Source organism: Bradyrhizobium sp. HKCCYLS20291 (assembly GCF_051167715.1).
Lineage (GTDB): Bacteria > Pseudomonadota > Alphaproteobacteria > Rhizobiales > Xanthobacteraceae > Bradyrhizobium.
Map to the genome: position 1 here is coordinate 1 of NZ_JBNPTO010000014.1, position 15,309 is coordinate 15,309.

The window sequence follows — 15,309 nt, forward strand, 5'->3', positions numbered from 1 at the left end:
GCGCCGGCGCTCGGCAACGCCATCTACAACGCCTGCGGCGCAAGGCTGCGCTCGCTGCCGATCACCGCCGCGGCGGTGAAGGCGGCGATGAAGGCGTAACAACAACGACGGGGTGGGGCGGTATGCCGCTCCACCCTGTTTGTTTTGATGATTGTCTTTGGCGCCCTCGGGTCACCTCCGCACTGTTTGTTTCGGTTGATCTGATCGCTTTTACTGATCTCCTCAGCCGGCTCTGCCCTCGATCATCAAGTCTGGCTGCACCACCACCACCACTGTCGTCCCGGACAAGCGCGCTCCCGGCAACGCGCAAGCGTTGTCCGGTGAGCGCGCGCAGATCCGGGACCCATAACCCTAGGGAGACGTGCGTGGCACGATGGTCGACAGATCTCGCCCAGCCACGTCCGCCGCGGCGTATGGGTCCCGGGTCGGCGCCTGCCAACGCTGGCGCGTTGGCAGGCTTGCCCGGGACGACACCTTTTGTGGGGGTCGGCTTGTGTGATCAGCCAAAAAAGGCCAGCAGGACCAGACGCCTCAAATCCTCCCACAGATCTCAAAGAAGTTCCATTAGCGCCCCTTGATTTGAATTCGAATTCGGAATACGAATTCAAAACGGAGGAGGGAACGACGATGAGGGACCTCTTGAACTTCGGGCAGATGCTGTCCGCCCACGCCCGCATGTCGCCGGATCGCACCGGCGCCCGTGACCTGGAGCGCGCGATGAGTTTTGCGCTCTGGAACGCGCGCGCCTGCCGGCTGGCCAACGCGCTGCTCGGGCTCGGCCTCGCCAAGGGCGATCGCGTCGCGATCCTGGCCTACAATTGCGTCGAGTGGTGCGAGATCTACGCCGCGACCGCCAAGGCCGGCTTGGTGGCGCTCCCTATCAACTTCCGCCTCACCGCGCCCGAGGTGCAGTTCATCGTCCAGAACGCCGAAGCGGCCGCGGTCATCGTACAGGACGAACTCACAGGCCTCGTCGAGGAGGCGCGCAAGGATCTCGGTATCGCCGACGATCGCTTCATCCATTTTGGCACCAGGCCGCGTCCGGCCGGCTATCGCGGCTATGAGGACATCATCGCCGCGGCTGCTGATCGCGAGCCGGAGCAGCAGGTCGCGCTGTCCGATCCCTGGACGCTGATGTACACCTCGGGTACGACCGGCAAGCCCAAGGGCGTGCTGCGCAGCCATCGCAGCGCCGTGCTGCTGTCGATGGTCACCGAGATCGAGTTGAAGCTGAGCCGCAACGACGGCGCGCTGCTGGTGATGCCGATGTGCCACGCCAACTCGCTCAATTTCTTCGGCGCGTTCGGCTATATAGGCGGCGTCAACTCGATCTATTCGCGCAAGAGTTTTGATCCAGAGCACGCGGTGACGACGCTCGCCGACGGCGGCTCGACCTTCACCTCGCTGGTGCCGACGCATTACATCATGATGCTCGACCTGCCGCGCGCGATCCGCACGCAGCACGATTTCAGCGCGATCACCAAGCTGATGATCTCTTCGGCGCCGGCGCGCCCGGAGACCAAGCGCGAGGTGATGGAGATGTTCCCGAAGTCCGGCCTCTACGAGCTCTATGGTGCGACCGAGACCGGCTGGGTCACGATGCTGCATCCGCACGAGCAGTTCACCAAGCTCGGCTCGGTCGGGCGCGAATGCGTCGGCGCGGCGCCGATCCGCATCCTCGACGAGGCCGGCAACGAGGTGCCGGACGGCGAGGCGGGCGAGCTCTATTCCTCCAACGCGCACACCTTCGACTGCTACTGGCGCCTTCCCGAGAAAACGAAGGAGGCGTTCCGCGGCGATTATTGCTCGGTCGGCGACATGGCCCGCCGCGACGCCGACGGCTACATCCATCTCGCCGACCGCAAGAGCAACATGATCATCTCTGGCGGCGAGAATATCTATCCTTCCGAGGTCGAGGCGCTGGTCGGCGCACATCCTGGGGTCAAGGACATCGCCGTGATCGGGCTGCCCGACGACAAATGGGGCGAGCGCGTCCATGCCGTGATCGTGCCGCGCGACGGCATGACGGTGCAGGAGTGCGAGCTGGTCGACTGGGCCAAGGAACGCCTTGCCGGCTTCAAGCGGCCGCGCTCCTACGCCTTCATCACCGACAGCGAGATGCCGCGCAACGCCACCGGAAAGATCCTGCATCGCGAGCTGAAGAAGAGATTTTCGTGAACGAGTGGTGGCAATGCGCTGCGGTCTGATAGATAGCTGCGATGCAGGCCGTCCTCAATTCCGCTCTCCCCATCTTCGCGCTGATCCTGACCGGATTTTTGTGCGGACGGTTCGGTGTGTTCGATCGCACCGCGACCGACAATCTCAACCGCTTCGCGGTGTATCTCGCGCTGCCGGCGCTGATCTTCACGGCGATGTCCAAGATCGGCGTCGAGCAGGTCAGCCAGTTCGGCTTCATCGGCGCGTTCTGCGGCGGCATCGCCGCGACTTTTGCGACCGGCTTCGTCATCAGCCGGCTGCGCGGCCGCCGCGTGGCGAACGCCAGCATCGAGGGGCTGGACGCCGGCTACAGCAATGTCGGCTTCATGGGCATTCCGATGTGCCTGCTGGTGTTCGGCCCCGACAGTGCGCCGGCCTCGATCATCGCGACCCTGTTCACGGCCTGCGTGCTGTTCCTGTTTGCGATCGTCGTCGTCGAGATGGATCTGCAGAAGGGCGCGTCGCTCGGGGCCACAGTGGCAAAGGTCGCGCGCTCGCTGCTGACCAGCCCACTGTTCATTGCGCCCGTCGCCGGACTCGCGGTGGGCCTCAGTGGCTTCGCGCTTCCCGCGCCGTTCATGAGCTTCACCACCTTGCTCGGCGGCGCGGCCTCGCCGGCGGCGCTGGTCTGCATCGGCCTGTTCCTGGCGCAGGAGCGCGTCGTCACGCACGATGCAACCTCGATCGCCATTCTCGTCTCGCTGAAGCTGGTGATGCAGCCCGCTGTCACTGCGCTGCTCGCCTTTCACGTCTTTTCAATGCCGCCGCTGTGGTCGCATTCGGCCGTCATTCTCAGCGCGCTGCCGATCGGCTCCGGGCCGTTCACGATCGCCAAGCTGTATGGGCTGGAGGCGGGCGTGACATCAGGCTCGATCCTCGTCTCGCACATCTTCGCCGTTCTCACGGTCTCGCTGCTCGTGGCCTGGCTGGCGCCGGGCTGATCACAACATCATCCGCCGGAGTGCTCCGATGAAAGTCTCTCCCGACAGTGCCGCCGACCTGATCGCCCGCCTGCTCAAGCGCCGCGGCGTTGCCCGCGTCTTCGCGCTGTGCGGCGGCCACATCATGCCGATCTGGATGCGGCTCGACGCCGAGGGCATCCGCATCATCGACGTGCGCGACGAGCGCGCCGCCGTCCACATGGCGCAGGCGCATGCGGAGCTCACCGGCGAGCTCGGCGTCGCATTGGTCACGGCGGGACCCGGCATGACCAACGCGATCACCGGCATCGCCAACGCCCACGTCTCGCGCGCGCCGGTGCTGGTGATGTCAGGCGGCAATCCGCGGCCGCAGGAGAACCGCGGCGGCCTGCAGGACATGGACCACACCCAGCTGGTGCGCTCGATCACCCGCTATGCCCGCACCGTGCGCGAGCCGTCGCTGGTGCTGCAGGAACTCGACGAGGCGATCTCGCGCGCGTTCGGCGATGGCGGCGAGCCGGGACCTGTCTTCATCGACTTCCCGGTCGACACGTTGCGCGGCATCGTGCCCAAGGCGTTGCAGCTCGAGGAGCATCTCGCGCCGAAGCCGCGCGCCGCGACGCGGCCCGATGCGGCGGAGGTCGAGAAGGCTGTGGAGCTGTTGTGGTCGGCAAGGCGCGTGCTGGTGATTTCCGGACGCGGCGCGCGCGGCGCAGGTCCTGAGCTGATCGCGCTGCTCGACCGACTCGGCGCTGTTTATCTCGACACCGGCGAGAGCAGGGGCCTGGTGCCGGACGACCATCCCTCCGTGGTCGGCGCGATGCGCGGCGCTGTCATGGGCGATGCCGATGTGATCCTCACCGTCGGCCGCAAGCTCGACTTCCAGCTCGCCTATGGTTCGCCGGCCGTGTTCAAGGACGCCAAGTTCGTGCGCATCAGCGATACCGCGAGCGAGCTGCGCGACAACCGCCGCGGCGCGGCTGAGATCCTCGCGTCACCTGCGGAAACGTTGCGCGCGATGGTCGCGCTGGCAGGCAACCGCGAATCCGCCGTCGACAAATCATGGGCGTTGAAGCTGCGCGCCAGCCATCAGGAGCGCGCCGCCAAGCTGAAGCAGAGCATGGCGGCGGCGCCAGCCGGCTCCGACGGCCGGCTGCATCCCAATCGCGTGCTCTCGGCGATCCAGGACGCCATCGGTAACGACGCCGTGGTCATCACCGACGGCGGCGACTTCCTGTCCTTCGCCCGCGTGGGCTTGAGCGCGCCCCTGATGCTCGATCCCGGCCCGTTCGGCTGCATCGGCATCGGCGTGCCCTACGGCATCGCCGCGAGTCTCGCTTATCCCGACAAGCCGGTGGTGGTCGCGACCGGCGATGGCGCGTTCGGCTTTAACGCGATCGAGGTCGACACCGCCGTGCGCCACAAGGCACCCGTGCTGATCGTCGTGGCCAATAACGGCGCCTGGCAGATCGAGGTGCACGACCAGACCGTGACGCACGGCAAGGTCGTCGGCACGAAACTTCAATTCGCCGATCACGCCGCGATGGCCCGCGCCTTCGGCATGCATGCCGAGCGCGTCGAGACGGAGGAGCAGTTGGGCCCAGCGATCCAGCGGGCGCTCGCCAATCGCCCGGCGCTGCTCGACATGGTGGTGACGCCGGAGGCGGTGTCATCGGATGCCAAGACAGGACTGGCGTGGGTGCCTGACCTGCAGCCGCTGGCGGCGTGGGACGAGGCGGAGCGCAAGTGGCGGGGGAGCTGAAGTATCAAAAGCCAGGACGATCAGCGCTCGCCTGGCAACAGCAGCGACGGTCGGTCGCGTTCGCGTAGCACTCACAATCAGACACGGCGGCAGTGCACCCTCTCCCCTTGTGGGAGAGGGTGGTATGAGCGCGCAACGCGCGATCATACCGGGTGAGGGGTCTCTCTCTACGGAGACAGTCTCGCGTGAGGAGACAAACCCCTCACCCAACCGAGTTTGACGCACTGTCCTACATGCCCTCTCCCACAAGGGGCGAGGGCGCAATCACTGGCAATGGCGAGTGAACTCATTCCTGCTTGGTGCGCGGTCGCCGAGCGCGTGGCTCGTAGCAAGCCTTGCCGAGGCATCAACTCGCGCGACGACTACGTCTGCTGCAGCTGCCTTGGCGCGCTGAGCCACAGCGCGAGCAACGTGCAGACCGCGCCGGACAGCAGATAGCCGCCGGCCGACAGCAGGCCGAAATACGACGCCAGCAGCAGCGCGGCAAGCGGCGCGAAGCCGGCGCCGAACAGCCACGCCAAATCCGCCGTCAGCGCCGATGCCGTGTAGCGATAGGTGCGGGCGAAGTTCGCGGCGATCGCTCCGGAGGACTGGCCGAACGACAAGCCGAGCAGGATGAAGCCGAGCACCATGTAGATGGTCTCGCCCGCAGGACCCGCGTCGAGCAGCTGCGGAGCAAAGCCGGAGAACACCGCGATTGCGATGGCAGAGCCGATCAGCAGCGATCTGCGGCCGATGCGGTCGGCGAGCATGCCGGAGGCGACGATGGCGATCACGCCGAACACCGCGCCGACGGCCTCGATGACCAGGAAGCGGGCCGGCGTCTCCTTGGTGAACAGGAACACCCAGGACAGCGGAAACACCGTCACCATGTGGAACAGGGCAAAGCTCGCGAGCGGCGCGAAGGCGCCGATCACGATGTTGCGGCCTTCGTGGCGAATGGTGCTGCCGACGCTGGCCGGCTGCAATTCGCGCGACTGGAATAGCTCGTCATATTCGGGGGTGACCACCATGCGCAGCCGCGCGAACAGCGCCACGACGTTGATGGCAAACGCGACGAAGAACGGATAGCGCCAGCCCCAGTCAAAGAAATCCGCTGCCGAGAGATTGCCGACGAAGAACGCGAACAGCACGCTGGCGACGATCAGCCCAAGCGGCGCGCCAAGCTGCGGAATCATCGCATACCAGCCGCGCTGATGCTCCGGTGCGTTCATCGCGAGCAGCGAGGCGAGGCCGTCCCAGGCGCCGCCCCAGGCGAGGCCCTGGCCTACTCGCGCCAGCGCCAGCAGCCAGATCGCGGCGGCGCCGACGGTGTGATAGCTCGGCAGGAAGGCGATCGCGACCGTAGAGGTGCCCAATAGAAACAGCGCTGTGATCAGCTTGGCGCTCTTGCCGTAACGGCGGTCGATCGCCATGAAGATCACGCTGCCGAACGGACGCGCGATGAAGGCGAGGGCGAACAGCGCGAAGGAATACAGCGTCTGCGTCAGTTCGTCGGCGAACGGGAACACCAGGCGCGGAAACACGATCACCGAGGCGATGGCGTAAACGAAGAAGTCGAAGAACTCCGACGTGCGGCCGATGATGACGCCGATCGCGATCTCGCCCGGATTCGCCTCATGCCTGCGGGAGAGATCGGTTTCGCCGTCCATGGCCGCTGCCTGTGTCATCGCCGCTCGCAGTCCTCTCGCATTCTATTCTCGGCCCGAAAATGTCCGCCGGGGCGTCGGTCCGGTATTGGACAAATTGTCCAATGTTGGGCGTGACGTCCGGTCGCTACGTGAGGCCTCGTTCAGAGATCCGCCTTTCGACGAGGTTAAACGTGCGTTACTGGAAATCGTTGGCTCTGGCGCCGCTGGGGCTCGCGCTCGGCGGCTGCAATCTGGTGGTGCTCTCGCCGTCCGGTGATGTCGCGGCCCAGCAGCGCGATCTCGTGGTCATCGCCACGGTGCTGATGCTGCTGATCGTGGTGCCGGTGATGGTGGCCACCGCCATGATCGCCTGGCGCTACCGCCAGTCCAACAAGGCAGCGACGTACACGCCGGACTGGGATCACTCGACCCAGCTCGAGCTGCTGATCTGGGCGGCACCTCTGCTGATCATCATCTGCCTGGGCGCCGTGACCTGGATGGGCACGCATCTGCTCGATCCCTATCGCACGCTCGGCCGCATCTCCGCCGATCGCGCGGTGACGCCGCAGGACAAGCCGCTCGAGGTCAACGTCGTCGCGCTCGATTGGAAGTGGCTGTTCATCTACCCCGAATACGGCATCGCCAGCCTCAACGAGCTCGCGGCTCCCGTGAACCGGCCGCTCGATTTCCGGATCACGTCCTCGTCGGTGATGAACTCGTTCTATATTCCGGCACTCGCCGGCCAGATCTATGCGATGCCGGGCATGCAGAGCCGGCTGCACGCGGTCATCAACAAGCCCGGCGTCTATCGCGGCTTCTCGGCGAACTACAGCGGCGCCGGCTTCTCCGGCATGCGCTTCGCCTTCCACGGCCTGCCGAATGCGGAGTTCAGCGGCTGGGTCGAGAAGGCCAAGGCCAGCGGCAATCAGCTCGGAAAGCCAGAATATCTGACCCTGGAGCGTCCGAGCGCCAACGAGCCGGTGCGCTACTACGCCTCCGTCGATGGCGACCTGTTCCGAGCCATCCTCAACATGTGCGTCGAGACCGGCAAGATGTGCATGAGCGAGATGATGGCGATCGACGCCAGGGGCGGCATGGGCATGGCCGGCATCAGCAACACGCTGCCGCTCGCCTATGACAAGTTCGCCGGCCGCGGCGCGGTGTTCGGCGCCGAGCCGAGCTTCGTCGCCGGCGGCGTCTGCCTGCCGGGCGATCAGGTCACGCGCATGGCCGCGGACTCCTCGCCGACCGTGCTGGCGCCGCTCGACTGGACGCCGCTGCAGGGACGCGGCTTGGAACGGCCCGGCTTGATGCGGCCGTCCAAGGCATCCTTCATCACGTGGTCCACCTCCAAGTCGGATTCGTGAGGACAACACCATGTTCGACACAGCCAATCTCACCAAGCTCATCTTCGGCCGGCTGACCCTGGAGTCGCTGCCGCTGCATGAGCCGATCATCGTCGGCACCTTCGCGATGGTCGCGCTCGGCGGCCTCGCGCTGTTCGGCGCCATCACCTATTTCCAGCTCTGGGGCTATCTCTGGAAGGAGTGGTTCACCACCGTCGACCACAAGCGCATCGGCATCATGTACATGGTGCTCGGCATCGTCATGCTGCTGCGCGGCTTTGCGGATGCCCTGATGATGCGCCTGCAGCAGGCGATCGCCTTCAACGGCTCCGAGGGCTACCTCAACTCGCATCATTATGATCAGGTGTTCACGGCCCACGGCGTGATCATGATCTTCTTCGTGGCGATGCCGCTGGTCACCGGCCTGATGAACTATGTCGTGCCGCTGCAGATCGGCGCCCGCGACGTGTCGTTTCCGTTCCTCAACAATTTCAGCTTCTGGATGACCACATCAGGCGCCGTGCTGGTGATGTGCTCGCTGTTCGTCGGCGAGTTCGCGCGCACCGGCTGGCTGGCTTATCCGCCGCTCTCGAACATGTCCTACAGTCCGGATGTCGGCGTCGACTACTACATCTGGGCGCTGCAGGTCGCGGGCGTGGGCACGCTGCTGTCCGGCGTCAACCTGATCTGTACCATCGTCAAGATGCGGGCGCCCGGCATGACCATGATGAAGATGCCGGTCTTCACCTGGACCTCGCTGTGCACCAACGTCCTGATCGTCGCCTCCTTCCCGGTGCTGACGGCAGTGCTGGCGCTGCTGTCGCTCGACCGCTACGTCGGCACTAATTTCTTCACCAATGATTTCGGCGGCGATCCGATGATGTATGTCAACCTCATCTGGATCTGGGGCCATCCGGAGGTCTACATCCTCATCCTGCCGGCGTTCGGCATCTTCTCCGAGGTGACCTCGACGTTTTCGGGCAAGCGGCTGTTCGGCTACACCTCGATGGTCTACGCGACCGTCGTCATCACCATCCTGTCCTATTTGGTCTGGTTGCACCATTTCTTCACGATGGGCTCCGGCGCCAGCGTGAACTCGTTCTTCGGCATCACGACGATGATCATCTCGATCCCGACGGGCGCGAAGATGTTCAACTGGCTGTTCACGATGTACCGTGGCCGCATCCGCTTCGAGCTGCCGATGATGTGGACGGTCGCCTTCATGCTGACCTTCGTGATCGGCGGCATGACCGGCGTTCTGCTCGCGGTGCCGCCGGCCGACTTCGTGCTGCACAACAGCCTGTTCCTGGTTGCGCATTTCCACAACGTGATCATCGGCGGCGTGCTGTTCGGCCTGTTCGCCGGCATCGCCTACTGGTTCCCGAAGGCGTTCGGCTACAAGCTCGATCCGTTCTGGGGCAAGATGTCGTTCTGGTTTTGGACGGTGGGCTTCTACTTCGCCTTCATGCCGCTCTACGTGCTCGGCCTGATGGGCGTGACCCGCCGCCTGCGCACCTTCGATGATCCAAGCCTGCAGATCTGGTTCATCATCGCGGGCGTCGGCGCGTTCCTGATCCTCTTGGGCATCGCCAGCTTCCTGATCCAGATCGCCGTCAGCGTCCTGCGCCGCGAGCAACTCGCCGACGTCACCGGCGATCCCTGGGATGCGCGCACGCTGGAGTGGGCGACGTCGTCGCCGCCGCCGGCCTACAATTTCGCTTTCACGCCCGTCGTGCACGACAACGACGCCTGGTGGGACATGAAGCGCCGCTTCTATGCGCGTCCGCTCGGCGGCTTCAAGGCGATCCACATGCCGAGCAACACCGGCACCGGCGTGATCCTGGCGGGGCTCAGCACGACCATGGCGTTCGGCCTGATCTGGTACATGTGGTGGATGGCGGCCGGCAGCTTCGTCGCGCTGCTGGCGGTCGCGATCGCCCACACCTTCAACTATCACCGCAGCTTCCACATCCCGGTCGATGAGGTCGTCAGCGTCGAGCGCGCGCGGACCACGCTGCTCGCGGCAGGAGCGAAGTCATGACGATCGCAACGGGCACCCTGAAGGCCGGCGAGCCGGTCTTCTACCTCGTCGACGAGCACGAGCACCCGGAAGGCAGCAGCACGATGCTCGGCTTCTGGATCTATCTGATGAGCGACTGCCTCATCTTTGCGATCCTGTTCGCCGTCTATGGCGTGCTCGGCGCGAAGTATGCCGCCGGCCCGGCGCCGAAGGACCTGTTCGACCTGTCGCTGGTTGCGGTCAACACCTCGTTCCTGCTGCTGTCCTCGCTCACTTACGGCTTCGCGATGCTGTCGATGCAGCAGAACCGGCTCAGTGCGATGCAGGGATGGCTGGTGGTCACAGGCATGTTCGGCCTCGCCTTCCTCGGCATCGAGTTGACCGAGTTCGCTCACATGATCCATGAGGGCGCGACGCCGCAGCGCAGCGCCTTCCTGTCGTCGTTCTTCACGCTTGTGGGAACCCACGGCCTGCACGTGACGTTCGGTCTGGTCTGGCTGGTCACGCTGATGGTGCAGGTGCAGCGCTTCGGCCTGATCGAGCCCAACCGGCGCCGGCTGGTCTGCCTCAGCCTGTTCTGGCACTTCCTCGACGTGATCTGGATCGGGGTCTTCACCTTCGTCTATCTGATGGGGATGCTGCGATGAGCTCGGAAGTCCACGCCCACGCGGATGCGCACCACGCGGCCGATGATCATGCCGGCACGCGTTCGGGGCAACTGATCGGCTTCGGCGCGTCCGTCGTCCTGACCGCGATCCCGTTCCTGCTGGTCATGACCGGCGCGCTCGACAAGCAGGCGACGGCGCTGATCATCACGGCGTTCGCGGCCGTGCAGGTCGTCGTCCACATGGTGTTCTTCCTGCACATGAACACCAAGGCCGAGGGCGGCTGGACCATGATGGCGCTGATCTTCACCATCATCATGGTGGTGATCGCGCTCTCCGGCTCGCTCTGGGTCATGCATCATCTGACGACCAACATGATGCCGGTGCACGAGATGGGCTCGACGCCGTGATGCCGGCTCCTGCCGACGGGGCAGGGGAACGAGCCGCGCGGCGCGCGTGGCGGCCGGCGACGCTCGCGATCGGCGCGGCATGGGTCGCGTGCGTCGCGATCCTGCTGGCCCTCGGCGTCTGGCAGGTCGAGCGCCGCGCCTGGAAGCTCGATCTGAGCGACCGGGTCGAGCGTCGCATCCACGCTGAGGCAGTGCCTGTACCGGATCGCGTTGCGTGGCCGGCGATCAATCGCAGCGACGATGAATATAAGCGGGTGACTCTGAGCGGTCGCTTCCTCTACGACCGCGAGACGCTGGTCCAGGCGCTCACGGTCGAGGGGCCGGGCTACTGGGTGGTGACGCCGCTGCAGACGGCCGACGGCGTCGTGCTGGTGAACCGCGGCTTCGTGCCCCCGGATCGACGCGATGTCGCAAGCCGCCGCGCTGGGAACCCGGATGGTCCGGTCAGCGTGACCGGGCTGCTGCGGATCTCCGAGCCCGGCGGCGGCTTTCTGCGCCACAACGATCCCGCCGCCAATCGCTGGTATTCACGTGATGTCGCGGCGATTACGGCGACACGCGGCTTGCGCGATGTCGCTCCCTTCTTCATCGATGCCGATGCCGCGCCCAATCCCGGCGGCTATCCGATCGGGGGCCTGACCGTGATCGCGTTTCCGAACAACCATCTGGTTTACGCGCTGACGTGGTTTACATTGGCCCTGATGCTGGCCGGCGCCGGTGTGCAGCGGCTCTACCGCGCGCGCAGCGAGACCGGCGTGGCGGCAGCGCAGGATGCGGAATGGGACGATCGGCAGCAAGGCATGCGCGGACACGAGGCGTCATCATCTTGAGCGGCGCCGTCGCATGAGGAATGAAGCGCCGAACCTGCCGATCGGAGCCGTGGCGGCACTCGCCGCGCCCGAGATCCATGCGCCGGTCACGACCAAGGACGCCACCAACCGCAAGAACATGGTGCTGTTGATCCAGCTGCGCTGGATCGCCGTGGTCGGGCAGATCGTCACCATCGCCTTCGTGAGTTACTGGTTCGGCATCGCGCTGCCGGTGCTGCCGATGGCTGCGATCATCTGCGCGCTGGTCGCGCTCAATATTGCCAGCCACATCTGGCTGCGCTATCGCGACGACGTCGGCAACCGGCATCTCTTGATCGCGTTGATGCTCGATGTCGTGGCGCTGACGTCGGAGCTCTATCTCACCGGCGGCGCGTCGAATCCGTTCACCTGTCTCTATCTGCTGCAGGTCACGCTCGGCGCCGTGCTGCTCGACGCCCGCTCGTCCTGGTCGCTGGTTGCGCTCACCGTGCTCAGCTTCGTCTGGCTCACGATCGAATATCGGCCGCTGGCGCTGCCGCAGCATCATGTCAGCGATCCGTTCGCTCTGCATATCACCGGCATGTTCGTCGGTTTCGTGCTTGATGCCGTGCTGCTCGTCGTCTTCGTCACCCGCATCAACCGGAATTTGCGTGAGCGCGACGCCAAGCTCGCCGACCTGCGCCAGCATGCCGCCGAGCAGGATCACATCATCCGCATGGGCCTGCTCGCGTCGGGCGCCGCGCACGAGCTGGGCACGCCGCTGGCCTCGATCTCGGTGATCCTCAACGACTGGCGGCGCATGACCGCGATCTCGGCCGATCCGGCGTTGGCCGAGGATTTCACCGAGATGGAAGTGGCCGTGCAGCGCTGCAAGTCGATCGTCACCGACATTCTGGTCTCGGCGGGGCAGGCGCGTGGCGAGGGCTCGGCGCCGACGACGTTGACGGCGTTCCTGACGACGCTGGTCGACGAATGGCGTGCGGCGCGCTCGGCGCGCAACCTGATGGTCCGCAACGAGTTCGGCTCGGATCCCACGATCGTCTCCGACGTCGCGCTCAAGCAGGCGATCGTCAACGTGCTCGACAACGCCTTCGAGGTGTCGCGTGAGTGGGTCGAGCTCGTCGTCGAGCGCGACGGCGATCAGCTGCTGCTCAGCGTCAGCGATCGCGGCCCGGGCTTCGATCCCGCCATGCTGGCGCAGCTCGGGCGCCCCTATCAGTCGAGCAAGGGCCGTCCGGGTCGCGGCCTCGGCCTGTTCCTGGTGGTCAACGTGATCCGCAAGCTTGGTGGCGGCGTTTCAGCCTGGAACCACAGGGGACGCGGGGCCACCGTGCGGCTGTCGCTGCCGCTCTCGATGCTTGCGATTGGAGAGCCCCGTGGAGATTGAACGCTCCCTCCTGATCGTCGAGGACGACGACGGCTTTGCGCGCACCTTGAAGCGCTCGTTCGAGCGCCGCGGCTACGACGCCGTGATCGCGCCCTCGCTCGAGCAGGTCGACGAAGCTCTGAAGGACAAGAATTTCGGCTATGCCGTCGTCGACCTGAAGCTCGGCGGCGCCTCCGGCCTCGTCTGCGTCGAGAGGCTGCACGCGCACGATCCGGAGATGCTGATCGTGGTGCTCACCGGCTTCGCCAGCATCGCCACCGCCGTCGAAGCGATCAAGCTCGGCGCCTGCCACTACCTCGCCAAGCCGTCGAATACCGACGACATCGAGGAAGCCTTCCGCAAGGCCCAAGGCAACGCCCAGGTCGCGCTCGCCGAGCGCTCGACCTCGATCAAGACGCTCGAATGGGAGCGCATCCACCAGACCTTGATCGATACGAATTTCAATATTTCCGAGGCCGCGAGACGGCTCGGCATGCACAGGCGAACATTGGCGCGCAAGCTGGAGAAGCGTCCGGTGAAGTAGGACGCCATTCGATCGATTTGTTGCTGAGATGAAGCTCAGCTCTTGCGGCACGGTCGGTGCGCTCCCTCTCCCCGTTCTTCACGGGGAGAGGGTTGGGGTGAGGGGCAGCCGCACGGGAAGTATGAATAAGGGGCCCGCGCACCGGGAGTGTATGTGGTGAGACCTGTACCCCCTCACCCGGATTGCATCTTCGATGCAATCCGACCTCTCCCCGCAAGCGGGGCGAGGTGCACCGTGCGAGCCGCGAGACGTGGGCTCAAGCTGAGCTTGGCTACCCGAAAGGGGGCTGCTGCATCCGGCCGTGAATGAAACCCCGCGCTACTCCGCCGCCTCGCTCCTGCCCTCGATCAGCAGCACGTCCAGGCTCTCGATCTCCTGCATCGCCCGTCCCGCGATGCCCTGCAGGTCGCCGTAGAGTCCGGCCGTCGAGTCCAGCACGCCGCGCAGCTGCTCCTCGCGCTTGGCCCAGAGACGCATCATGGTCTTGCGCTCGCGGTCCAGATCGCTCTGCATCTCGGTGAAGCGCTCGACGATAGCGTCGATGCGGTGGCGGAAGCGCGGACCGGTGAGATAGGCGTAGACCATTTCCATCTTGGTCTGCTGGCCCTCCTGCGCGAGCTTGCTGCAGGCGACGTCGATCAGCGACTGGCGCAGCGCCTGCGACAGCGGCAACGCGAAGCGCGGCTCGGCGACCCAGACGCCGTCGATCAGGTCGAAGCCGTCGACGCCCTTCGGCAAAGCCGTGGAGACGATCAGCGCGATGTCGGCCTTCGCCGCGCGCAAATCGTCGCGCAGCTTGACCAGCCAGCCGTCGCTCCAGTTCTTGGTCCGTTTGGACTCCCACAGGATCGCGCCGCAGGCCTGGCCGCCGGGGCCGACCACGCGATGGATGACGTCGCCGCCGAATTCGCCCTTCGGCACCGGCTCGACCAGGTCGCGCGGAAAGCGCGCGCGCAGCTGCGATTCCAGCTCGATCTCGAGCGCCTCGCCCTGCAGCTGCTGCGAGCCCTGCTCGGCCTTGCGGCGGAGCTCCTCGATCTGCCGCTGCATGCCGGCGATCTGGGTCTCCTTCTCGGCGACTTTCGCCTTCAACGAGTCCTCGGCTTCCAGCCGCGCCTTGTCGCGCACGGCGACGAGCGACTCCTGCACCTTGGTCTCGATGGTGAGGTCGAGCTCGCGGCGGGCCTCGTCGAGCTCGCGCTGCTTGCGCATCATCTCGGCCTGCGCCTTCTGCGCGTCGGCGAGCTTGGCGTCCTTGCTGACGATGGCTTCGTGCAGTTCGGCGAGCTGGCGGTCGCGGTTGCCGATCTCGTCGGCGACCGCCTGCCGTGCCCGTTCGGCCTCGGCTTGCGCAATGGCCGCACGCTCGGCCTTCAGCTTGGCGGCGACCTGCTGGTCGATGGCGGCCTTGGCCTGCGCGATCTGCTCCTGCGCGGCCTTGAGCTGCGCCTCGCGGCGGCCGAAATCGGCCTCCTTGGCCTGCAGCTGGCGCTCGAACTGCCGGCGCGTCTCCGCGATCAGCGGCGCTGCGAGCTGCTCGGTGAGCCGGATCTCGGTGCGGCAGGAGGGGCAGACGATCTGTGGATCGGTCATGATTCGCATCCTTGCATGGACACCGAATCTACCCGGCCGCCGCGTGGCATTTAACCCAAGCGACGGCTTATCCCGTGCAATTATCC

General features: G+C 65.6%; 12 protein-coding genes. 10 read left to right on the plus strand and 2 right to left on the minus strand.

Annotated features, from left to right (window positions below):
- The first annotated feature begins 627 nt into the window (after window positions 1–627).
- From ACQR07_RS26120 to ACQR07_RS26130, 3 genes are read left to right on the plus strand one after another with little or no spacing between them, the layout of a single operon-like run.
- A complete protein-coding gene (locus ACQR07_RS26120) occupies window positions 628–2,178 on the plus strand; it encodes an AMP-binding protein (RefSeq protein ID WP_434904993.1) in 1,551 nt (516 codons plus the stop codon).
- Between the two features lie 41 nt (window positions 2,179–2,219).
- Window positions 2,220–3,158, plus strand: coding sequence for an AEC family transporter (locus ACQR07_RS26125; RefSeq protein ID WP_434904994.1), 939 nt, complete (start codon window positions 2,220–2,222; stop codon window positions 3,156–3,158).
- Window positions 3,159–3,186: 28 nt separating this feature from the next.
- The gene (locus tag ACQR07_RS26130; protein WP_434904995.1) at window positions 3,187–4,899 is read left to right on the plus strand and encodes a thiamine pyrophosphate-binding protein; all 1,713 of its coding nucleotides are present in this window, start codon (window positions 3,187–3,189) and stop codon (window positions 4,897–4,899) included.
- Between the two features lie 362 nt (window positions 4,900–5,261).
- Here the strand turns inward: ACQR07_RS26130 and ACQR07_RS26135 are convergent, their stop codons facing one another.
- Window positions 5,262–6,569 carry an MFS transporter gene (locus tag ACQR07_RS26135; RefSeq protein WP_434904996.1) on the minus strand — a complete coding sequence of 436 codons (1,308 nt, stop codon included), beginning with the start codon at window positions 6,567–6,569 and terminating at the stop codon, window positions 5,262–5,264.
- 152 nt (window positions 6,570–6,721) lie between these two features.
- Between ACQR07_RS26135 and cyoA the strand changes: the two genes are divergently transcribed.
- The 7 genes from cyoA to ACQR07_RS26170 are packed head-to-tail and all read left to right on the plus strand — an operon-like array spanning window position 6,722 to window position 13,630.
- On the plus strand, window positions 6,722–7,897 hold the full coding sequence (cyoA, locus tag ACQR07_RS26140) for a ubiquinol oxidase subunit II (protein WP_434904997.1): 1,176 nt from the start codon (window positions 6,722–6,724) through the stop codon (window positions 7,895–7,897).
- A 10-nt stretch (window positions 7,898–7,907) separates the two neighbouring features.
- Window positions 7,908–9,917 (plus strand): cytochrome o ubiquinol oxidase subunit I, encoded by a 2,010-nt coding sequence (gene cyoB / locus ACQR07_RS26145; RefSeq protein WP_434904998.1) that lies wholly within the window; start codon window positions 7,908–7,910, stop codon window positions 9,915–9,917.
- Window positions 9,914–10,543: a cytochrome o ubiquinol oxidase subunit III gene (gene cyoC / locus ACQR07_RS26150; RefSeq protein ID WP_434904999.1), complete on the plus strand. Its 630-nt coding sequence runs from the start codon at window positions 9,914–9,916 to the stop codon at window positions 10,541–10,543. The genes cyoB and cyoC overlap by 4 nt, the downstream gene beginning before the upstream one ends.
- Window positions 10,540–10,911, plus strand: a complete 372-nt coding sequence (gene cyoD, locus ACQR07_RS26155) for a cytochrome o ubiquinol oxidase subunit IV (RefSeq protein ID WP_434905000.1) — start codon at window positions 10,540–10,542, stop codon at window positions 10,909–10,911. The genes cyoC and cyoD overlap by 4 nt, the downstream gene beginning before the upstream one ends.
- A complete protein-coding gene (locus tag ACQR07_RS26160) occupies window positions 10,911–11,741 on the plus strand; it encodes an SURF1 family protein (protein ID WP_434905001.1) in 831 nt (276 codons plus the stop codon). Before cyoD ends, ACQR07_RS26160 begins: the two co-directional genes overlap by 1 nt.
- A 13-nt stretch (window positions 11,742–11,754) precedes the next feature.
- The gene (locus ACQR07_RS26165; RefSeq protein ID WP_434905002.1) at window positions 11,755–13,107 is read left to right on the plus strand and encodes an ATP-binding protein; all 1,353 of its coding nucleotides are present in this window, start codon (window positions 11,755–11,757) and stop codon (window positions 13,105–13,107) included.
- Window positions 13,097–13,630: a response regulator transcription factor gene (locus ACQR07_RS26170; protein ID WP_434905003.1), complete on the plus strand. Its 534-nt coding sequence runs from the start codon at window positions 13,097–13,099 to the stop codon at window positions 13,628–13,630. The genes ACQR07_RS26165 and ACQR07_RS26170 overlap by 11 nt, the downstream gene beginning before the upstream one ends.
- A gap of 318 nt (window positions 13,631–13,948) precedes the next feature.
- Here ACQR07_RS26170 and ACQR07_RS26175 read toward each other — a convergent pair whose 3' ends face one another.
- Window positions 13,949–15,223: a DUF2130 domain-containing protein gene (locus tag ACQR07_RS26175; RefSeq protein WP_434905004.1), complete on the minus strand. Its 1,275-nt coding sequence runs from the start codon at window positions 15,221–15,223 to the stop codon at window positions 13,949–13,951.
- Window positions 15,224–15,309: the final 86 nt, after the last annotated feature.